The organism is Ruminococcus flavefaciens (genome assembly GCF_900116855.1).
Classification (GTDB): Bacteria; Bacillota; Clostridia; order Oscillospirales; family Ruminococcaceae; genus Ruminococcus; species Ruminococcus flavefaciens_R.
Map to the genome: position 1 here is coordinate 105,604 of NZ_UETD01000003.1, position 20,341 is coordinate 125,944.

Sequence of the window (20,341 nt, forward strand, 5' to 3'; positions counted from 1 at the left end):
GCTATTTTGCAAGATATTATAGCATACATTGCACAGGCTTGTCAATAGTTTCTGCAAAATTTTTTCAGATGATACGATAACATCAAACAGTTCTGTCTATCCCGAAACTGTGTGCGCAGGGAGGACAGCAATAAAATACAAGGAGGTTCCGCCTATGGTGAATGTTACACCTAAGCAGCTGGGAAAGAATGTCAGAATGAGCTTCGGTAAGATTACCGAGCCTCTGGAGATGCCGAACCTTATCGAGGTGCAGAAGAACTCGTATAAGTGGTTCAAGGAGGAAGGTCTTCGCGAGGTATTCCGCGAGATGACCGCCATCACCGATTACAACGGCAATCTCGTCCTCAACTTCAAGGACTACAGATTCGACGATACTCCCAAGTATTCTCTTGCAGAATGTAAATCCAGAGGAGCTACCTATCAGGTCGCTATGAGAGCTACAGCTACCCTTGCCAACAAGGAGACAGGTGCTGTCAGCGAGAGCGAGATCTATATGGGTGACTTCCCCCTCATGACCGACAGCGGTACCTTCGTTATAAACGGTGCCGAGCGTGTTATCGTATCACAGCTCGTCCGTTCCCCCGGTGTTTACTACTCCTTCACCAAGGACAAGACGGGTAAAGACCTTTTCAGCTCACAGATAATCCCTAACCGCGGTGCGTGGCTGGAATATGAGCAGGATTCAAACGACGTTGTTTACGTCCGTATAGATAAAAACAGAAAGATCCCGCTGACCACCTTCATCAGAGCTCTCGGCGAGGAGGGTACAGATGAGGAGATCATGGAGATCTACGGCGACGACGAGCGCCTCAGACAGACTATCCTCCAGAAGGATCAGACCAAGAACCGCTCCGACGCCCTCATCGACGTTTACAAGAAGCTCCGTCCCGGCGAGCCTCCCACGGTGGAGAGCGCTGTCAGCCACCTCAACAACCTCTTCTTTGAGGCAAAGAGATATGACCTCTGCCGCTTCGGACGCTATAAGTACAACAAGAAGCTGGGTATAGCTTCACGTCTGGCAGGAAGAACTCTTGCTCAGCCTATCATCAACGAGATGACAGGCGAGATACTCGCTGATGCAGGCGAGACCCTCACCTACGACAAGGCTTGCGAGATCGAGCAGGCAGGCGTTTACAGCGCTTTCGTTACCGTTGAGGCAAAGGAGTACTACACCGACGAGCGCGGCGAGACCAATATCCGTATGGTAGAGAAGACCGTAAAGGTCATCGGTAACGGTATGGTCGACATCAAGGGCTACGTTGACTTCGACGCCGAGAAGTATGGCATCAACGAGAAGGTCTCATTCAACGTACTCAAGGACATCCTCGACAACGCAGCAGACGCTGACGAGCTTGAGGAGACTGTCAAGAAGAAGGCTGACGAGCTGTCACCCAAGTACATCACTCTCGATGACATCAGAGCTTCCATCAGCTACTTCCTCAACCTCTGCGAGGGCGTAGGTACTGTTGACGATATCGACCACCTCGGAAACAGACGTATCCGCAGCGTGGGCGAGCTCCTCCAGAACCAGTTCCGCATCGGCTACACAAGAATGGAGCGCGGTATCCGTGAGAGAATGAACCTCCAGACTCAGGACGTGAATACCCTTACTCCCCAGACTCTTATCAACATAAGACCTATTTCTTCGGCTATGAAGGAGTTCTTCTGTTCTTCGCCTCTGTCACAGTTCATGGACCAGAACAACCCTCTTGCCGAGCTTACTCATAAGAGACGTCTTTCTGCCCTCGGTCCCGGAGGTCTTTCAAGAGACCGTGCAGGATTTGAGGTCCGTGACGTTCACTACAGCCACTACGGAAGAATGTGTCCTATCGAGACCCCTGAAGGTCCTAACATCGGACTTATCTCCTATCTGGCTACTTTCGCAAGGATAAACGAGTACGGCTTCATCGAGGCTCCCTACAGAAAGGTAGACAAGGCTACAGGCGTCGTTACAGGCGAGGTAGTTTATATGACTGCCGACATGGAGGATAACTTCGTTGTTGCTCAGGCTAACGAGCCACTCACAGAGGACGGAAAGCTGGCAAGACCCCGTGTAAACGCACGTCACCGCGACCAGATCCTCGAGTGTGAGCGCGAAAAGGTAGACTACATGGACGTATCTCCTAAGATGGTCGTTTCAGTAGCTACTTCAATGATCCCCTTCCTCGAAAACGATGACGCTAACCGTGCCCTCATGGGATCAAACATGCAGAGACAGGCTGTTCCGCTCCTCAAGACCGAGAGACCTTTCGTCGGCACAGGTATGGAGTACAAGGCTGCCGTTGACTCGGGCGTGTGCATTGTTTCCGACTATGACGGAAAGATCACATATGTTGACGCTGACAGGATCACCCTCGTTGATACAGACGGTATTGAGCACAAGTATGAGCTTATCAAGTTCAAGCGCTCCAACCAGGGTACCTGCGTGAACCAGAGACCTATCGTCGCTGCAGGCGAGGAGGTCAAGAAGGGACAGGTCCTCGCTGACGGTCCCGCAACTGCCGACGGAGAGATATCCCTCGGTAAGAACGCTCTCATCGGCTTCATGACATGGGAGGGTTACAACTACGAGGACGCCGTTCTCCTTAACGAGCGCCTTGTAAGAGAAGATGTATTCACATCAGTTCATATAGAAGAATACGAGATCGAGTGCCGCGATACCAAGCTGGGACCCGAGGAGATCACAAGAGATATCCCAAATGTGGGTGACGACGCTCTCGCAAACCTCGATGAGAACGGTATCATCCGCATAGGTTCCGAGGTAAATTCCGGCGATATCCTCGTTGGTAAGGTAACACCCAAGGGTGAGACAGAGCTTACCGCAGAGGAGAGACTCCTCCGCGCTATCTTCGGTGAGAAGGCAAGAGAAGTCCGCGACAACTCACTCAAGGTACCTCACGGTGAGTCAGGTGTCATCGTTGACGTCAAGGTGTTCACACGCGAGAACTGCGACGAGCTCTCGGCAGGCGTAAATATGCGCGTTGTCTGCTACATCGCTCAGAAGCGTAAGATCACAGTCGGCGATAAGATGGCAGGCCGTCACGGTAACAAGGGTGTCGTTTCACGTATCCTTCCCGAGGAGGATATGCCGTTCCTTCCCGACGGTACTCCTCTCGACATCGTGCTGAACCCTCTGGGCGTTCCTTCACGAATGAATATCGGACAGGTGCTTGAAGTCCACCTTGGTATGGCTTGTAAGGCACTTGGCTGGCATATAATGACCCCTGTATTCGACGGCGCACACGAAGGAGATATCCGTGAGTGCTTCAAGATGGCTAACGAACACGCTCAGGAGCATAAGGACGATATGTTCGAGCTCAAGGCTATGGATAAGGTCATCAACCCCAACGCCCTCGAATTCACAGAGGATTGTAAGTTCACTCTCTATGACGGACGTACAGGTGAAAAGTTCGATAACCGCGTAACGGTGGGCTATATGTACTACCTCAAGCTCCACCACCTCGTTGACGATAAGATCCACGCACGTTCTGTAGGTCCCTACGCTCTCGTTACTCAGCAGCCTCTGGGCGGTAAGGCTCAGTTCGGCGGACAGCGTTTCGGAGAGATGGAAGTTTGGGCTCTCGAGGCTTACGGCGCAGCTTATACCCTTCAGGAGATACTGACCGTCAAGTCCGACGATACCATCGGACGTGTAAACACCTATGAGGCTATCGTAAAGGGTCAGAATGTTCCTACTCCGGGTATCCCCGAGTCCTTCAAGGTACTCATCAAGGAGATGCAGTCACTCTGTCTCGACGTCAAGGTGCTTGACGAGAATCAGGAGGAGATCGACCTCACCCAGAACTTCGACGATGACGATCCGATGCCTTCACGCGAGTCCTTCAACGATGAGGACACCGACGACAGCACAAGCTACTCAGACAGCGATCTGGGCGACAGCGGCTTCGGATTTGAAGGTGAAGACGGCGAGGGCGACGACGAGTTCGGCAGCGTTGATAAGGACGATGAGTTCAGCTTCGATGAGGGCGAGGACGAGGACGACTTCGGATTCGGTGACGATGATGAGGACGGAGATCTCTTCGACAGCTTCGATATCGACGATTCCTCCGACGAGGACTAATAATTCGGAAATATGAATACGCGGCGTGCAGCCCCGCGGGGCTGTGCATCGCTTCAAATGTAAATTTGCAGGAGGTAGCATGGAATTTACAACTTTTGAATCAATAAAGATCGGTCTTGCTTCGCCTGAGCAGATCAGAAGCTGGTCTCACGGCGCAGTTGAAAGACCCGAGACTATAAATTACAGAACTCAGAAGCCCGAGCGCGACGGTCTTTTCTGCGAAAGGATATTCGGACCTACAAAGGACTGGGAGTGTCACTGCGGAAAGTTCAAGAAGATACGCTTCAAGGGCAAGATATGTGACCGCTGCGGCGTTGAGGTCACAAGGGCAAGAGTAAGAAGAGAGAGAATGGGCCACATCGAGCTGGCTGCTCCCGTTTCGCATATCTGGTACTTCAAGGGCACACCTTCCAGAATTGGTCAGGTGCTCGAGGTTTCCCAGAAGAGACTGGAGGAGGTTCTCTACTTCACAAAGTATATCGTAACAGACCCCGGCAACACCGAGCTCCTCAAGAAGCAGCTCCTCTCCGAGAAGGAGTATATGTCATACCTCGAAAAGTACGGCGACGACTTCAAGGCTGAGATGGGCGCTGAGGCTATCAGAAAGCTCCTCAACGAGTACGATCCCGAGAGATACGATACTCACAAGCAGAGACTCATCGAAATGGGCAAGATATCCCTCGGCGGCAAGAAGATCGAGTGCTTCAACAAGCCCACAGAGTGTGAGTGCGAGGAGTGCCAGAAGTTCAGAGAGCTGGAGGATATCGACTGGAGAAACAACCTTGAGATCGTTGCCGACGACCTGAAGGCTGAGCTGGTGGGACTTCCCAGCGGTCAGAAGAAGGTAAAGCTCCTCAAGAGACTCCAGATCATCGAGGCATTCCGCCTCTCCGGCAACAAGCCCGAGTGGATGATACTCAGCGTTGTTCCCGTTATCCCCCCCGATATCCGTCCTATGATCATGCTGGACGGCGGACGTTACGCAACTTCCGATCTTAACGATCTCTACAGAAGAGTTATCAACAGAAACAACCGTCTCAAGAGAATGCTGGAGCTTGACGCCCCCGACATCATCGTGAGAAACGAGAAGCGTATGCTTCAGGAAGCTGTTGACGCTCTCATAGACAACGGCAGACACGGCAGACCTGTTACAGGTCCCAGCAACCGTGCCCTCAAGTCACTTTCCGATATGCTCAAGGGTAAGCAGGGACGTTTCCGTCAGAACCTTCTCGGTAAGCGTGTTGACTACTCCGGACGTTCGGTTATCGTCGTAGGACCTGAGCTGAAGATGTACCAGTGCGGTCTTCCTAAGGAGATGGCTCTGGAGCTGTTCAAGCCCTTCGTACTCAAGAGACTTGTTGACAAGAAGGCTATCGCTAACATAAAGAGCGCAAGAAAGCTCATCGACCGTGCCGACAATAAGGTTTGGGACGCTCTCGAGGACGTTATCAAGGATCACCCCGTTATGCTGAACCGTGCTCCTACGCTCCACCGTCTGGGTATCCAGGCATTCGAGCCTATCCTCGTTGAGGGTCGTGCTATCAAGCTCCACCCCCTCGTATGCTCTGCGTTCAACGCTGACTTCGACGGTGACCAGATGGCTGTACACCTTCCTCTTTCCGCAGAGGCTCAGGCTGAGGCAAGATTCCTCATGCTGGCTGCCAATAACCTGCTGAAGCCTTCGGACGGTAAGCCTGTTGCTGTTCCTTCACAGGATATGGTACTCGGTTCTTACTATCTGACAATGGATAAGCCCGGCGAACCCGGCGAGGGCAAGGTATTCCGCGACGTTAACGAGGCTCTCATGGCTTATAACGAGCACGATGTATCTCTCCACGCCAATATCAAGGTAAAGATCACCAAGGATATCGGCGACAAGAAGGTATCAAAGATCATCGACGCCACTGTGGGAAGACTCATCTTCAACGAGAATATCCCCCAGAACCTCGGCTATGTTGACAGAACCAACTCCGACAAGCAGTTCGACCTTGAGGTCGCATTCCTCGTCGGCAAGAAGCAGCTCTCTGACATCATCGAGCGCTGCATAAAGATACACGGCACAACTACTACCTCCGAAGTTCTTGACCGTATCAAGGCTCTCGGATACAAATATTCAACAAGAGCAGCTCTTACCGTTGCAGTCTGCGACGCTACTATACCTCCCCAGAAGAAGGAGATACTGGCTCACGCTGACGAGGAAGTTGCTCAGATCACTGCGGAGTATGAGTACGGCTACATCTCCGAGCAGGAAAAGACCAAGAAGATCATCGCTCTCTGGACCGATACCACTGATGAGGTTACCAAGAAGCTGAAGGAGAACTTCGACAGATACAATCCTATCTGGATGATGGCTGACTCCGGTGCCCGTGGTTCTATCTCACAGATCAGACAGCTTGCAGGTATGCGTGGACTTATCGCCAATACCTCAGGTACCGTTATCGAGATCCCGATCAGAGCTAACTACCGTGAAGGTCTTAACATCCTGGAGTACTTCATCGCATCCCGTGGTGCGAGAAAGGGACTTGCCGATACCGCTCTCCGTACCGCTGACTCGGGTTACCTTACCCGTCGTCTCGTTGACGTTTCTCAGGACGTTATCATCCGTGAGGACGACTGCGGCACAACAGAGGGTATCGAGGTATTCGAGATCAAGAACGGCAACGAAGTGGTTGAGCCCTTCGACGAGCGTCTCGTGGGCAGATTCCTCGCTGAGGACCTCCGCGACGAGTCGGGCGAGCTCATCGTTTCACGCAATAAGCTCATCAATGACGCAGACGCAAAGAAGATCATCGACGCAGGCGTTGAGAGGATCAAGATACGCTCCGTCCTCACCTGTAAGTCAAGAACAGGCGTATGCGCTAAGTGCTATGGTGCAAACCTTGCATTCAACAATATCGTTTCCGTGGGTGAAGCTGTCGGCGTAATCGCTGCACAGTCCATCGGTGAGCCCGGTACACAGCTTACCATGAGAACCTTCCATACCGGCGGTGTTGCTTCTGCCGATGCAGAAGATATCACACAGGGTCTTCCCCGTGTTGAGGAACTTTTCGAGAGCAGACGTCCCAAGGGCGCAGCTATCCTTTCAAGGATCTCGGGTAAGATCCACATCGAGGAAGTAAAGACCACAAGAAATATCATCGTTACCAACGACGAGACAGGCGAAGCTGAGAACTACATGATCCCCTATAACCTCAAGATCAGAGTTCAGGAGAACGAGCAGATCGAAAAGGGAACCCGTCTCACAGAAGGTAACGTCTATCCTGCCGATATACTCAATATCCTCGGTACTCAGGCTGTTCAGAACTACATCATCAATGAAGTTCAGAAGGTTTACCGTTTACAGGGTGTTGATATCAACGATAAGCACATCGAGGTAATCGTTCGTCAGATGCTCAGAAAGGTCAAGGTAGAGGAATCGGGCAGCAGCTATCTCCTTCCCGGTACTCTTGTTGACAGCAAGAAGATCGACGAGATCAATGAGGACCTCCAGAAGCGCATAGATGCTGGCGAGTACGATGTACAGCTGGTTCAGATCAGCCCCGTGCTCCAGGGTATCACAAAGGCTTCATCCAATTCGGACAGCTTTATGTCTGCCGCTTCATTCCAGGAGACCACAAAGGCTCTCACAGATGCTGCTATCAGCGGTAAGAAGGACAGCCTCCTCGGACTCAAGGAGAACGTTATCATCGGTAAGCTCATCCCTGCAGGTACAGGTATGGAGTGCTACAGAAACGTCGAGGTCGTTAAGAACGAGGGCTACGGCGAGCACAACACAGCAGCTCCTATGGCAAATCAGATATAACGCTGAAAAGCTCCTGAGGGTAAGAAAGATACCTGTATAGAAGTTTTGCCCCTGAACGTGTCAAGCGCTCAGGGGCATTGTATTTAAGTTAAGAGTTGAAAGTTGAGAGTTTAGAGTTAATGTGTTCGCTCACGTTATTTAAATAATGTCGCCTTCGGCTGCACCGCAACTTTCAACTCTAAACTCTCAACTATAAACTTAATTATGAAAAATATACTCAGACTTATAGATAAAAACGAATGTGAAAAGCTCTGGAGAATGCAGGTGGAGGCATTCTCCGACCTTCTCGAAAAGTATCGGGACTACGATATAAGTCCCGCCAATGAGCCCATGAGCAGAATCATGGAGCGTCTGGAGCAGCCCTTCACATATTACTATTTTATAATGGACGGAGATACCGCTGTGGGCGCCGTCAGGGTTGTGGACATGAAGGACGGCAGTCCCAAGCGTATCTCTCCCATATTCATCATGAAGGAGCACCGCGGTAAAGGCTTCGCAAAGGCTGCCATAAGGGCTGCGGAGAAGCTTCACGGCGCGGATAACTGGGCTCTCGACACCATTTTGCAGGAGGAGGGCAACTGCCGCCTGTATGAGAAAATGGGCTTCCGCAGAACAGGCGGCACCCAAATCATTAATGAGAGAATGACCCTTGTATTCTACGAAAAATAGCGCTTTCGTGCATAAGTCCTCACAGGCAGCAGAACTGCCATTTCAAATTTTTTTGCCTTCGGTGTTGATTTTTTCGGAAAGCTGTGTTATAATAATAAAGCAAATTGAAATCCATTCTCAAATTGAAAGGAGGAGACTGACTATGACGAGCATTATGAAACGTATCTCGGCAGCTCTGGCAGCTGTGCTTTTGGTGCTGGTCATTTTCTGCTCCTCTGTGTTTATAGCTGTTCACGGTCATCATCACTGTACAGATGAGGACTGCGCTGTTTGCATGGAGCTTGAACAGTGCCGCGATTCACTCAATACCCTCGGGGCTTCTCTGCCTGCCATCGTATTTGCGGCAGCTGTTATGGTGCTGTTTGTCATACTTGCGGCAGCTGCCGTAAAGTGCCTGAATGGCAGCACTCTTATATCTTTAAAAGTAGAACTTCTGGACTGAATACAGGCTTTTTGTATCCATTTGCAGCAGGAGCTTGGCTCCTTTATTGTGCTGCACAGAAAGCATTATTCATTACGGAGGTTCTTTTTATGTTTATCAGAAAAACAGGTATTATTTCACTGGCAATGGCTGTAGCTGCGGCAGGTCTTACGGGCTGCGGCGCTTCAAGAGAGTCTGATACGGCTGCGGTAACGGGCGGAGCAAAGACCTCGGGCAAGCTCAGCGTTGTCTGCACTATCTTCCCCGAGTACGACTGGGTAAAACAGGTAATGGGCGACCATGCCGATGAGGCAAATGTGACCTATCTGCTGAGCAGCGGCACCGACCTGCATAACTATCAGCCCACTGCAAGCGATATCATGAGCATTTCTTCCTGCGATATATTCATACACGTTGGCGGCGAGTCGGACAAATGGGTGGATGATGCCCTCGATGAGGCTGTGAACAAGGATATGCAGGTCATCGACCTTATGGAGCTCCTTGGCGACTCAGCGAAAGAGGAGGAAATAAAGGAGGGCATGGAAGCCGAGGAAGAGGAGGACGGCGATGACGAGGTTGAATATGACGAGCACGTCTGGCTGTCACTGAAAAACGCAAAGGTCGTATGCAGCGCAATTTCAGAGGCACTTTCAAAGGCTGACCCCGATAATGCTGCGGATTACAGCAGTTCCCTCGCCGACTATACTAAGAAGCTGGACGACATGGACGAGAGCTTCCGTGCTGTCACCGAAAATGCCGAGAACAAGACCCTTATATTCGGCGACCGTTTCCCGTTCCGATACCTCTTTGATGACTACGGTCTGGACTACTATGCGGCTTTTGTTGGCTGCTCCGCCGAGAGCGAGGCAAGCTTCAGCACTATCAGCTTCCTTTCGGACAAGCTCAACGAGCTGGAATGTGATACCATCTTCACCATAGAAAATTCCGACAAGTCAATTGCGGAGGCTGTAATAAGAAATTCTGACAGAAAGGACTGCACTGTTGCGGAGCTCAACTCCATTCAGTCAGTCTCAATGAACGACGTCAACAGCGGTGTGACATACCTTTCACTTATGCAGCAGAACTGCGATGTTCTGGCTGAATACCTCGGCTGAGCCAAAGAAACGGAGGGATAGCCATGAGAGTAATAGAGTTATTTTCAGTTTTATCCGCAGCAGCTATATGTCTTTGTTCATGTGGTGATGTCAAGCCTGTTTCCGGAGATAATGCCCGGTCAACTGCCGCGTCTGCTGCTGAGTCCGAGGCAGCTTCCGAGACTACTGTTCCATTCGGGGGTATAGTTCCCAAGGAGGAGAAGTTCAAGGGCGCAAACGGCTTTGACGTTGACCTGACGGAGCTCAGTGCTTCCATGGTCTACGCAGAGGTCTACGATATGGTGTATAATCCCGATGACTATGTGGGCAAGACTGTCAGGGCAAGGGGACCCTTTTCCTACTTCAAGGATGAGGGAACGGGCAATGAGTATTTTGCTGTGCTCATCAGTGATGCAACTGCCTGCTGCTCACAGGGCATTGAGTTCGTGCTGGACGGCGACTACACCTACCCCAAGGACTATCCTGCTGTCGATACGGAGATAACCGTTAACGGCGTTTTCAACTACTACAAGGAGAACGGTTTCACCTACTGTCAGCTCACCAATGCTGTGCTTGAGGATAGTCGGCTTTCATGGTGAGTTTAAGATAACAGCATACCATGTCCTGTCGCTGCATATAATGCAGTGAGGTGAGATGTATGAGAAAGATCATTGCAGCTGCACTTGCAGCTGCTTTTTTCATTACGGGCTGTTCGGCAGAGCTGCCTGTCCGGAGCAGCAGTACCGCTCAGGTTAGCGAGTCGGTGCCGCAGGAGGTGCAGCAGAAATATGTGCCCCTTAACTATAAAGAGCAGGTGGGGATGTGGCTGCCTTATGTGAGATTTCCCGAGTATATGCAGGGACGCAGCGAGGAGCAGTTCCGCAAAGAGGTGGGGGAGTTACTGGATGATGCTGCCGCGGAAAGCGTGAATACAGTTTACTTCCACGCCCATCCAATGGGAGATGCCTATTACAGCTCCGATATCTATCCGAGGGGAGAGTTCCTCGATGGTAACTACGATCCTCTTGCGATAGTTGTTGAGGAGGCGCATAAACGGGGGATATCCGTACATGGCTGGATAAATCCTCTCAGGCTCCAGACCGACGAGCAGCTCCGCGCTCTGCCCGAGGACTACATAATAAAAAAGTGGATAGCCGCAGGAGAGCCCTTTGTGAAGCTGGTGAACGGGCGCTGGTATCTCGACCCTGCCTATCCCGAAACCGTGGAGCTCCTCAGGGAGACCGCAGCTGAAATACTCGGGAAATACGACGTGGACGGGCTCCATATAGATGACTATTTCTATCCCACCACGGATGAGGAGTTCGACAGGGAAGCCTTTGAGCTCAGCGGAGAGCCCGACCTTGCAGACTGGCGGCGAGATAATGTCAGCCGCTTCGTAAAGGTGCTGTATGATACGGTGAAAAGCTTCGACAGAGAGCTTCTTTTCGGAATAAGTCCGCAGGGGAACATCGACTCGGACTATAACAGCCAGTTCGCCGATGTCAGGCGCTGGGCAGGGGAGGAAGGCTTCTGCGATTATATAGTTCCGCAGATCTACTTCGGCTTCAATAATGAGAGCAGTCCCTTTCTGACTGTCCTTGATCAGTGGGAAGAACTGGCGCAGGGCAGCGAGGTCTCACTGGTGATAGGTCTCGCTCCCTATAAGCTCGGCAGGGAGGATAAGTGGGCAGGAGCGGCTGCGGAGCTGGAGTGGATAAACGATCCTGATATCATCACAAAGCAGATAGCCGCCGTAAAGGAGTCCTCCGCCGACGGATATGCGCTCTATTATTGAGAAAATATTGCGTTTCCGCTTGACAATCGAACAGTAATATGGTATAATACATACTGTTCGGGGCATTAGCGCAGCTGGGAGCGCATCACACTGGCAGTGTGGGGGTCAGGGGTTCGAATCCCCTATGCTCCACCAGGACAAATGGCTGTATTTCGAGAAATCGGAGTACAGCCGTTTTTGCTGCATAAAGCACTACGACACTTACTACGACACTTGTACCGTTTTTAGAGTCGTGAAAGTATTATGAGATATGCTTTTACCTTAATCTTATTATACAAATCTTTACATTTTTAAATAGTAAAGTGTAACAAGGTATATTTTGCTAAGTAAAAAAGCTCTGAAGCGATTTGCTTCAGAGCTTTTTCAAAATATGTTATTCAGTTGTTCCTTCTTCAGGAGCAGGGTCGTATACTTCTGCAGTAGTTTGGTTTACCCACTTTCCTTCTCCGTCAAGGCCCCAGAACTCTCCCGTAGAGATCTCCCAAGCAAGTGAAGCATCGGAAAGGATCCTTCCGTCGATCCCGTCCGCAGCGGGGAGATCTTCTTTTGTGTCAACTGCAAGCTCGGCAAGAATAACGGAGATGCCAGAGTCGGAGCCAAGGAATTTCTCTTTAAGCATTGTAATCATGGCCTGCTCCTTTAGTCACCGAGGAGTCCACTGAACTTATGATCATCTATAAGTGTATCATCTATGAAGACTCTGAGACGATGCTCTTTCTTATTTATGGTCCCTATCGGGTCAGCTTCGCCCTCGAATACTGTACCACGAATGAAAGTGTGCTTTGAGTCCTTGGTCCAGTCTATGCCCCTGGACTCGTCGCCATGCCACCAGTCGTATATATACGGCTCGTCGCCTCTGGTGTCTACATGACAAGCTGCAGGATTTGCCCCACTCAGATCCTCCATCATGCCGATGCCTTTAAAGCCTACGCGCTCAGCAGCTTCGGCAATGTCCTCAGCGGTATACCAGCTGCCGTCCTTACGCTGAACTCTGATATCCGCAGCCATGCCTTTGCGATGTGTGTCTGTCGGGCTGCCCCAGGGATTATCCTTGCAGCGATAGCCGCTGTTGACATAGATTGCTTTCGCAGCCATAAGTGTGTGCATTTTTTCAAGGCGCTCGATGAGCAGATCAGACATTTTAATGCTCTTGCCGCAGCAGGAGCAGGCAAATTCGTAATCGTCAAAATGCGGTGATAGATTTCCCATTGATATTCCTCCTTTTTTTTAAAGCCAGTAACGCATGACTTTTTTAATCCGGGCTTCAGCCCGTTTGATCGTTCCATAAACAGCCTGGTGAGAGGTGCCTAAGTACGCTCCGATCTCCTCATAGGTCATCTTTTTGTAGTAGTAAAGATAGATGACCCTTTTCTGACTGTTCGTTAGTTCTCCGTCGATCACACGACGAAGGAGTTTTTTCATCGCTTTCCCTCTCTCCGCTAAGTCGTTTCCGCAGGTCAAAGCGATTATAGACTCATCCTCAAGACCGACATAGTAGGCTTCGCAGTCTACTCTTTTCTTACGTCCCATTATTAAATGCTATACGAGACCTGCTGATGCCACGAGCCGTCCTTGTCCATGCGAACAGCGGACCCGTTTTTTACCATAACAGCGAGAGAGCCCATATACAAATGGTAACCTGAGAAGCTGTCGGCATTAGGTAAGTCATTCGAGTCGTTTACAATCAGTTCGGCATAAACGTGTTTTATGCCATTAACCTCTTTGATTACCTCCCATCGACGGACGAGCACCGTGTCGCCAAGGGGCTGATTGAGACCGCTGAGGGTAAGATCATCCTCAACATGAAATCCGAAAGCTGTACCCATTATTCTTTATCCTCCTTGTTATCATCATCGTCATCGTTCTTGCTGCGGAGCTGCGCAAGAATAGCTTTCAGCTTTTTGGGGAGTGGGAGTCCGAGCTCCGCAGCGTTCTCTAATATGCTGATGCCTTCATTAGCAAGATAGAAGCCGATAACAGTATCGCGGCAGACATCACCGCTGCCGAAAACGTACACACCGAGGATGTGCCCTACTGCTACCAGAATAAGTATGAAGACCTTCTTTGCTATGCCCTTAAAGCCTACAGCTGAGGAAAGTTTTTTCTTGCTGATTGCGACGAGAACGCCTGTTATGTAGTCGAATACCATGAAGGCTATCAGCGCGTAGAATAATCCATTGAAGTCACCCCAGATGAAGCCTGCGATGCCTGCAGCAACAGCAGAGACGACCTGTATGAACTTAGCCATTAGCATCACCTCCTGCTGCGTGAACATACACATCGCCCCTAAGCTTGTCATAATGGTTTATGCCATCGGGGGCTCTCAATGAGAAGTGCATTTCGTATAAGCCCTCGCTGAGGCCTTTGGTATGCGCACTTGTCAGCTGCACCTTATACGTTCTGTCATTTACGAGAGTGCATTCTACGGATAGCACTTCCTCTACGGGATTTGTTTTCCTCGCAAGGATAACGAACATTCGAGTACCACGCAGATCCATGTTTGCTTCAACAACGAATGTTTTGAGGGTATCGCCTGCGGTAAACTCCATATCGGGGAGCTCATCATAAAACTTTATTGACTGCATAGTGACCTCCTTAATTGCCCATTATTACAGCCCATATACCGTCAAGCTCAGCTCTGAGAGAGCCAAAGCCACCCTGGCTGTTGCCCATCTTCACGTCATGACAGAGCACATCGCCTGTATTGCTCTGTATCTCTGCTGTTATTGTGCTGCCACTGTAGAAGTTAATTGCTCCTGCCTGAGCGACTACCTTACAGTCTATGTCGGTGTTCTCAAGCTTCCACTCAAGTGGTGATATCGTATGTACCCAGTCCGTATTGTACTGATCAGAGTGGTGGCTTAGCGATATGACATCAAAAGACTCAGAGTTGGTCTCAATGTTTATGCTGCCGCCTGTGATGTTGATGGCCGAGGCTCTTACAGTGCCGTCCGGGGCGACGTAGAACACTCCATTGCCATTATTGATATTTATAGCTGTAGCCGTTACAGCTCCATTCGGAAAAACATGAAAAGCCCCATTACCATTGTTGATATCAATAGCCTTAGCCGTAACAATGCCGTTTGGATCAACGTGGAAGCCGTTGCCGTTCGTGATCTCAATACCTCTCAGGACGCCAGCTGTTATGAAGTCAGCAACGATAGCACCGTCCATTGTCATCGCAACACTGTAAGGGCCGCTATAGCCATTGTTACTGTATCCGAAGCCTCCCGAATTCCAACGCCAGACCTTGGTTGCCGTTTCCTTGTTCGGTGTGTCCATTATAAGGATCTCGTTTCCGTTTACAACGACATAACCGTTAATACCTGCCTCGATAAGTGCTGTGGCAGTTGCTTTTGCAGAGGCGAGTATATCAATACGCTGCTTCGGCAGCTCGTATTCGATGAGGCTTGCCGTTCTGGTAGCGATAGAGGTAATGCTCTCCGCCTTGTCACCAATCTGGACCTCAGGTTTGTACGGCTTAAATATATCAACGGAGCACTTCATCACCCTGAGATCCTCGTCGAGCCCGATGATATTATGTTTGAAGTGATAAGTATTGCCCGCTCTGATGCAGAGCTGAGAGTCAAGCTGCTCATTAAGGAGAGACAGATCAAGCACCTGTGCAGCATAGCCTTTCTTGACTCTGTTATTATTCGTGAGGTACTCCTGTCCGCGCTGCTTAAGGTTTGATGCAACTGTGATATCATCGAAGGTAACAGTACCCATTATGATGCCGTACTTTGCTATGGCAGCAGCGTCGTCGATGTACGGAAGTCCATCGTTGACCTCTGAGATCGTAAGCCGTTCCGAGGTTTCATCGTTGAGCTGTGCTCCCAGAGGGACGAGCCTTGTGATGATATTCGACGAGTCAGTGTCAACGCTGAGGGAATAAATATTTTTTGCAAGCTCCACCGTTGTATCCGACTTTACGCCGTACTGGTGCAGGAAGTCAAGAACGAGAGCTCCGTTCACCTTGCGTATCCTTATCTCTCCGCCGATACGCTCGATGAGGTTTACCTTTATCTCTTCGAGGGTATTTCTGTAGGAGGTTGTCTTGCTGTTGGTGTTATCGCCTGAAAAGTCGCAGGAACCGAGGGTAATATGCTTCTCCGTAGGCGTTACGCTGTTGTGGTAGTCGAGCAGAGCCGTGAGGAACTCAGTTACCGTTGAGCTCTCATAATGATGATAGGGCTGAATACTGTCATTTAGATAGGTTAGATAGCCCTCGCAGCTGCATGACTTGTATACCTTGCCTGCTGATGTAACATCTTCTTTGCTATGGATAAGAGGTCCCTCGAAGTCGACCTCACCGGTCTTGTCATTATGTATAGATATGATAGTTGTGCGGTCGTGCAGCTCGTTATAAGCAGGATTGAACGCAGGAATGTTGAAGCTGAACCCAGGGATCGCGTTGACCTCGTCTGCAAACTTGCCTGCACTCAGTCTATTCGTGCTGTCGGGGTCGTTCGCGTGGATAACAGATGTACTGCTGCCGTTAATCGCTGATATTGTATACATTAGTAAACTTCACCTCCCGTGTGGAAGTAGTCATTAAGGTAAGCAGCCCACGCAGCTTCGATGCTCATGCCGTCGTATGGGCTACTGGTCTGTGATAGCTTTGTGTAGAAATTGAGTACCATAGATGCGTCAATAGAGTCTATCTTGCCGTCCATGTTTGCGTCCGCAGCGTGGAGCTGAGCAGGGGTGAGCCCTGTATCCAGAGGCGGCGTGGCTGACAATGCAGCGTAAGCGGCAAGGATAGCAGATGAGTCTATGGCGTTGACCTTACCGTCGCTATTAACGTCGGGGATAGTGACATTAGCCGCGCTATACTTCATCTTATTAGGATTTGGAAGTATCTCTGGCGCAGCTTTGAACGAGACTTTCAACGTATATACTCCGTGCTTCTCAGAGCAGTCAACGTCTGGCTCTCGGACGCTGAAATGATAATTCGGATAGTAGTCATCATACAGGTCGAGGCTGCCGTCCCAGTGAAGCCAGTTGATCAGGCTTATTACTTTGTCCTCAGCACGCTCGATGTGACGTTCTATGAACTCAAGCTCATAGGAGAGCTTGCGCTCCCCATAGCTTTTTTTACCAAATAGCGAGTCGAAATTATATGTAACATTGCTAAAGGGGACGCGCTCAAGGTGTTCGTCCTTTGGCGCGGAGCCGATGTTGCGCTTGAGCATTTGCAAACCATAAGCATAGTACGTATGCTTACCGTTCACAGTAAAACCTTTTCTTTTCACGTCGTCACACCTCTCTTCTTCATCTGAACGCGGAGCCCCTGTCTCTCGTCGATAGCCTCGTCGACAAGGTCGAGCACGCCTTCAGCGACGATCTCCTCACCGACTATAAACTGAGCTGTGAGAGACCTTAACTGCGGCTCTGAGCTCTGCTGATTGCTGTTATTCACTGTATTGTTGTAAGTATACTGGTTATTAATGATGTCCGATGTAGCACTCGGTGCTGCGTCTGACCTGTCAATAAGTATCTGCTGCGCTGTCATAGCTGTCAGAGCGTCGTTCGTGACTATCGGCTGCAGTGCTGAGCTCTTAGGTGGATCCGTATCGAGGTTCGGAGCAGGCGCGTCTGGTTTATCAGGTTTAGGTATATCGGGTATATCAATCTCAAGCTTCGGGAGCTCGATCTCTGGTACCTCAACCTGTAGCTCAGGCAAGTCTATCTCAGGAACGTCAACCTCAAGCTCAGGTAAGTCGATGTCGGCGACCTCGACCTGCAGCTCTGGAAGCTCCGTGTCAGGAATATCAACAGCAAGCTCAGGAAGGCTAATGTCGGGCACGATCACATCGAGCTCAACTGGTTCGATGTCGGGTACCGATACCTCAAGCTCTGGAAACTCAGGCAGTTCTGCGGAAGGATCAATGACGTCGATGCCAACCTTAGGAGCGCCGAGGTCAAGATTCGTAAGAGCCTCTCTTGCGTCCTCAGCTATGGTCGGCAGCTCGTCCATGAAGCCAACGCCGACACCCTCTGCAAGGTACTTGCCGACGCTGTCACGCATTACGCGCGAAGGGGAGTTGATACCAAAGGCGGACTTGAAGCCGTCGATAATGCCGTCAGCAAAGCCGAAGATCTTATCCTTGATCCACTGACCCATGTTCTTGATACCGTTCCAGATACCCTCGACGATGTTCTTACCTGTCTCAAGCATCTTGCCAGGAAGTTCCTTGATCGTATCGACGATATTATGGAACATATCCGACGCGGCATTTTTCGCCTTTTCACGCAGTTCGAGGCCCCAGGAAATAACGTGCTTGATAGCAGCGGTCAGGTTGTCCCATATCTTACCGGGGAGCTCCTTGAAGAATGTAACGATATTATCAAGGAAGTCCTTCGCAGTCTGGCGTGCCTTTTCCCGCATCTCCAGAGCCCAGGAAACAATTTTACCGATTGCCTCACCGATAAACTCACCGATCTTGTGAGGCAGGTCCTTGAAGAACTCAACAATACCGTCAAGGAAATCCTTTGCGGTCTGACGCGCCTTTTCTCGCATCTCCAACGCCCACTGCACGACTGCGAGCAGTGCGTCCTTCAGAAACTCTCCTATTTTACTGAGGAGCTCCCCGAGTCCTGTCACAAGTGCAACAACTATCTGCGGCAGTGCCTCGACAATTGCCATGAACATTCGCCCTGCGGCTTCCAGTATCTGAGGAATAGCCTCGATCAGAGCTTCAACAATAGCAACTATTATAGTCGGAAGGTTCTCAATAAGCAGCTCTATAAGCTCTGGAAGAGCTTCGACAATCGCAATGAATATGTCGGTAATGCACTCAAGTATCTGCGGTATAGAGCTGATAATTGTATCTATCAGCACCGGGATAAGATCTATGAGCGCCTTGCATATTGTAGGTGCAGCGGCTACTATTGCCTTTGCAATTGATGCGATAATATCGAGAGCTGCCTGTATCAGTGTAGGCAGGCTGTCTCCTATTGTGGCAGCAAGTGTCTGTATTGCTTCCGCTGCTGCCATTGCAAGCGCAGGTGCATTTGCTGTTATTGTATCAGCAAGGTTTGTGACAAAGTTATTTGCCATATCAGCAATATCGCCGATGTGGGACGATATGCCGTTCAGTAAAGTGGTAAGGAGCTGTGCACCGAGATCAAGCAGCTTTGGTCCTATGGTGAGGAAGCCCTCAAGGAGCTGCATACCTGCATCGAGTGCCGCATCAGCAAGTGCAGGAGCATTGTCGACCAGTCCCTGCACAAGTGCATCTACAAGGGACACACCAGCTTCGATGAGGTCTGGGATATATTCAGTAAAGCCTACAAGTGCATCTGCAATGACGCCACTCATAGATGTTACAAGCTTACCCATGCCCCCGAGGATAGTCTCTACCCGGGGAAGTATATTTTCAGCAGCTGTTGCCGCACTCTCAACAAAATCTGTTGTGAGCTTCTCAAAGTCCTGTTCATCATCAGCAATGCCGACAACAAGGTTGCTCCATGCTGATTTCATGGACGCAACGGATCCGCTTATAGTTTCAGCTGCTTCTTTAGCAGTCGTGCCGGTGATACCCATTTCGTCCTGGATAACATGGATAGCCTCGACAACGTCCGCATAACTTTCTATGTCATAGTGCATTCCGGATATGGCTTCTGCGTCTGCGAGCAGGCGCTCCATTTCCGACTTGGTACCGCCGTATCCGAGCTTAAGGTTGTCAAGCATCGTATAATTCTGCTTGGCAAAGCCCTGATATGCGTTCTGAATGCTCTCCATTGAGCTTCCCATTTTGTTGGCGTTGTCCGCCATATCGACGATAGCCTTATCGGCAACCTCTGCCGCTTTAAGAGTATCACCGCCCAGGGAAGCAATGAGAGCTGCGGAGAACGATGTAACCGTCTCCATGTATTCATTCTGCGAGAGGCCTGCTGTCTTGAATGCCTTAGCGGCATTGTCAAGGACATCAGACTGAGCCTGCAGAAGTTTATCATATTCACTCCGAGCTGCGTCAACAGACTTTCCTACACTTGCAGCATATTCCTCAAGGCTTCTGTCCTGAGTGCCGAAAAGTGTTGAAACACCGCCTGTCAACTGCTCGTAGTCCGCATAAGCGTCAAGTGCACTCTTACCGAGCGCAACCATTGCGCCCGAGGCTGCTGTGACAGCTCCTGTGACAAGGGCCATGCCCTTTTTGGCAAAGCTACCTATCTTTTCTAAGCCTGTGCTAAAACCGCTGTCATCAATTTCAGTATCGAATTTTAGAGTGCCATCGAAAGCCACAACAATCCCTCCTTAAAGTGGATCGTGCGGCTCAATGGCTCATTGCACTTGTTTTCCGTTTACTATTTTGAGTTCAAATTCCTTCTTGCAGCCGCGAGTGCATTTTAAATACACGCTGCTGCAATTTGCGGTATTATCAAACAATACCGTTTTTGCACCGCAGTGAGGACAGTGCGCCCACATACGCTGCAGTGGCGGAAGCTTCAGGTTCTCCATAATATGGTGTGG

General features: G+C 50.2%; 16 protein-coding genes, 1 tRNA gene and 1 pseudogene. 9 read left to right on the top strand and 9 right to left on the bottom strand.

Annotated elements, in window-relative coordinates; translation table 11 throughout:
* Nucleotides 1–154: 154 nt before the first annotated feature.
* The 9 genes and pseudogenes from rpoB (at nucleotide 155) to DSZ37_RS02890 (ending at nucleotide 11,997) form a co-directional block, all read left to right on the top strand.
* Complete coding sequence (rpoB, locus tag DSZ37_RS02855) at nucleotides 155–4,081, top strand: DNA-directed RNA polymerase subunit beta (protein ID WP_109725463.1); 3,927 nt, start codon at nucleotides 155–157, stop codon at nucleotides 4,079–4,081.
* Nucleotides 4,082–4,160: 79 nt separating this feature from the next.
* Nucleotides 4,161–7,802 (top strand): annotated as a pseudogene (gene rpoC, locus DSZ37_RS02860) (DNA-directed RNA polymerase subunit beta'); the annotation flags it as partial.
* On the top strand, nucleotides 7,711–7,923 hold the full coding sequence (locus DSZ37_RS18195) for a hypothetical protein (protein WP_366558620.1): 213 nt from the start codon (nucleotides 7,711–7,713) through the stop codon (nucleotides 7,921–7,923). The pseudogene rpoC and the gene DSZ37_RS18195, both read left to right, overlap by 92 nt.
* Nucleotides 7,924–8,087: 164 nt before the next feature.
* On the top strand, nucleotides 8,088–8,552 hold the full coding sequence (locus tag DSZ37_RS02865; protein WP_109725465.1) for a GNAT family N-acetyltransferase: 465 nt from the start codon (nucleotides 8,088–8,090) through the stop codon (nucleotides 8,550–8,552).
* 142 nt (nucleotides 8,553–8,694) lie between these two features.
* The gene (locus tag DSZ37_RS02870) at nucleotides 8,695–8,994 is read left to right on the top strand and encodes a hypothetical protein (protein WP_109725466.1); all 300 of its coding nucleotides are present in this window, start codon (nucleotides 8,695–8,697) and stop codon (nucleotides 8,992–8,994) included.
* 89 nt (nucleotides 8,995–9,083) lie between these two features.
* Nucleotides 9,084–10,088, top strand: a complete 1,005-nt coding sequence (locus DSZ37_RS02875; RefSeq protein ID WP_109725467.1) for a metal ABC transporter substrate-binding protein — start codon at nucleotides 9,084–9,086, stop codon at nucleotides 10,086–10,088.
* 23 nt (nucleotides 10,089–10,111) lie between these two features.
* Nucleotides 10,112–10,666: a hypothetical protein gene (locus tag DSZ37_RS02880; protein ID WP_109725468.1), complete on the top strand. Its 555-nt coding sequence runs from the start codon at nucleotides 10,112–10,114 to the stop codon at nucleotides 10,664–10,666.
* A gap of 59 nt (nucleotides 10,667–10,725) precedes the next feature.
* Nucleotides 10,726–11,862 (top strand): glycoside hydrolase family 10 protein, encoded by a 1,137-nt coding sequence (locus DSZ37_RS02885; protein WP_109725469.1) that lies wholly within the window; start codon nucleotides 10,726–10,728, stop codon nucleotides 11,860–11,862.
* Nucleotides 11,863–11,921: 59 nt separating this feature from the next.
* A tRNA-Ala gene (locus DSZ37_RS02890) sits at nucleotides 11,922–11,997 on the top strand.
* A gap of 238 nt (nucleotides 11,998–12,235) precedes the next feature.
* Here the strand turns inward: DSZ37_RS02890 and DSZ37_RS02895 are convergent.
* The 9 genes from DSZ37_RS02895 to DSZ37_RS02935 are packed head-to-tail and all read right to left on the bottom strand — an operon-like array spanning nucleotide 12,236 to nucleotide 20,113.
* A complete protein-coding gene (locus DSZ37_RS02895) occupies nucleotides 12,236–12,490 on the bottom strand; it encodes a hypothetical protein (RefSeq protein WP_109725470.1) in 255 nt (84 codons plus the stop codon).
* Between the two features lie 11 nt (nucleotides 12,491–12,501).
* On the bottom strand, nucleotides 12,502–13,071 hold the full coding sequence (locus DSZ37_RS02900) for a D-Ala-D-Ala carboxypeptidase family metallohydrolase (protein ID WP_109725471.1): 570 nt from the start codon (nucleotides 13,069–13,071) through the stop codon (nucleotides 12,502–12,504).
* 18 nt (nucleotides 13,072–13,089) lie between these two features.
* A complete protein-coding gene (locus DSZ37_RS02905; protein WP_109725472.1) occupies nucleotides 13,090–13,392 on the bottom strand; it encodes a sigma factor-like helix-turn-helix DNA-binding protein in 303 nt (100 codons plus the stop codon).
* A 2-nt stretch (nucleotides 13,393–13,394) separates the two neighbouring features.
* A complete protein-coding gene (locus tag DSZ37_RS02910) occupies nucleotides 13,395–13,688 on the bottom strand; it encodes a hypothetical protein (RefSeq protein ID WP_109725473.1) in 294 nt (97 codons plus the stop codon).
* Nucleotides 13,688–14,110, bottom strand: coding sequence for a phage holin family protein (locus tag DSZ37_RS02915; protein WP_109725474.1), 423 nt, complete (start codon nucleotides 14,108–14,110; stop codon nucleotides 13,688–13,690). Before DSZ37_RS02915 ends, DSZ37_RS02910 begins: the two co-directional genes overlap by 1 nt.
* On the bottom strand, nucleotides 14,103–14,447 hold the full coding sequence (locus DSZ37_RS02920; protein ID WP_109725475.1) for a hypothetical protein: 345 nt from the start codon (nucleotides 14,445–14,447) through the stop codon (nucleotides 14,103–14,105). The genes DSZ37_RS02915 and DSZ37_RS02920 overlap by 8 nt, the downstream gene beginning before the upstream one ends.
* Nucleotides 14,448–14,457: 10 nt before the next feature.
* Nucleotides 14,458–16,383: a phage tail spike protein gene (locus DSZ37_RS02925; RefSeq protein WP_109725476.1), complete on the bottom strand. Its 1,926-nt coding sequence runs from the start codon at nucleotides 16,381–16,383 to the stop codon at nucleotides 14,458–14,460.
* The gene (locus DSZ37_RS02930) at nucleotides 16,383–17,117 is read right to left on the bottom strand and encodes a dockerin type I domain-containing protein (protein WP_109725477.1); all 735 of its coding nucleotides are present in this window, start codon (nucleotides 17,115–17,117) and stop codon (nucleotides 16,383–16,385) included. The genes DSZ37_RS02925 and DSZ37_RS02930 overlap by 1 nt, the downstream gene beginning before the upstream one ends.
* Nucleotides 17,114–20,113: a phage tail protein gene (locus tag DSZ37_RS02935; protein ID WP_109725478.1), complete on the bottom strand. Its 3,000-nt coding sequence runs from the start codon at nucleotides 20,111–20,113 to the stop codon at nucleotides 17,114–17,116. The genes DSZ37_RS02930 and DSZ37_RS02935 overlap by 4 nt, the downstream gene beginning before the upstream one ends.
* Nucleotides 20,114–20,341: the final 228 nt, after the last annotated feature.

What these genes read in the sequence shown, in the direction of transcription:
- rpoB (WP_109725463.1), top strand. Translation starts at nt 155, where the DNA reads ATGGTGAATGTTACACCTAAGCAGCTGGGAAAGAATGTCAGAATGAGC.
- DSZ37_RS18195 (WP_366558620.1), top strand. Translation starts at nt 7,711, where the DNA reads ATGCTGCTATCAGCGGTAAGAAGGACAGCCTCCTCGGACTCAAGGAGA.
- DSZ37_RS02865 (WP_109725465.1), top strand. Translation starts at nt 8,088, where the DNA reads ATGAAAAATATACTCAGACTTATAGATAAAAACGAATGTGAAAAGCTC.
- DSZ37_RS02870 (WP_109725466.1), top strand. Translation starts at nt 8,695, where the DNA reads ATGACGAGCATTATGAAACGTATCTCGGCAGCTCTGGCAGCTGTGCTT.
- DSZ37_RS02875 (WP_109725467.1), top strand. Translation starts at nt 9,084, where the DNA reads ATGTTTATCAGAAAAACAGGTATTATTTCACTGGCAATGGCTGTAGCT.
- DSZ37_RS02880 (WP_109725468.1), top strand. Translation starts at nt 10,112, where the DNA reads ATGAGAGTAATAGAGTTATTTTCAGTTTTATCCGCAGCAGCTATATGT.
- DSZ37_RS02885 (WP_109725469.1), top strand. Translation starts at nt 10,726, where the DNA reads ATGAGAAAGATCATTGCAGCTGCACTTGCAGCTGCTTTTTTCATTACG.
- DSZ37_RS02895 (WP_109725470.1), bottom strand. Translation starts at nt 12,490, where the DNA reads ATGATTACAATGCTTAAAGAGAAATTCCTTGGCTCCGACTCTGGCATC.
- DSZ37_RS02900 (WP_109725471.1), bottom strand. Translation starts at nt 13,071, where the DNA reads ATGGGAAATCTATCACCGCATTTTGACGATTACGAATTTGCCTGCTCC.
- DSZ37_RS02905 (WP_109725472.1), bottom strand. Translation starts at nt 13,392, where the DNA reads ATGGGACGTAAGAAAAGAGTAGACTGCGAAGCCTACTATGTCGGTCTT.
- DSZ37_RS02910 (WP_109725473.1), bottom strand. Translation starts at nt 13,688, where the DNA reads ATGGGTACAGCTTTCGGATTTCATGTTGAGGATGATCTTACCCTCAGC.
- DSZ37_RS02915 (WP_109725474.1), bottom strand. Translation starts at nt 14,110, where the DNA reads ATGGCTAAGTTCATACAGGTCGTCTCTGCTGTTGCTGCAGGCATCGCA.
- DSZ37_RS02920 (WP_109725475.1), bottom strand. Translation starts at nt 14,447, where the DNA reads ATGCAGTCAATAAAGTTTTATGATGAGCTCCCCGATATGGAGTTTACC.
- DSZ37_RS02925 (WP_109725476.1), bottom strand. Translation starts at nt 16,383, where the DNA reads ATGTATACAATATCAGCGATTAACGGCAGCAGTACATCTGTTATCCAC.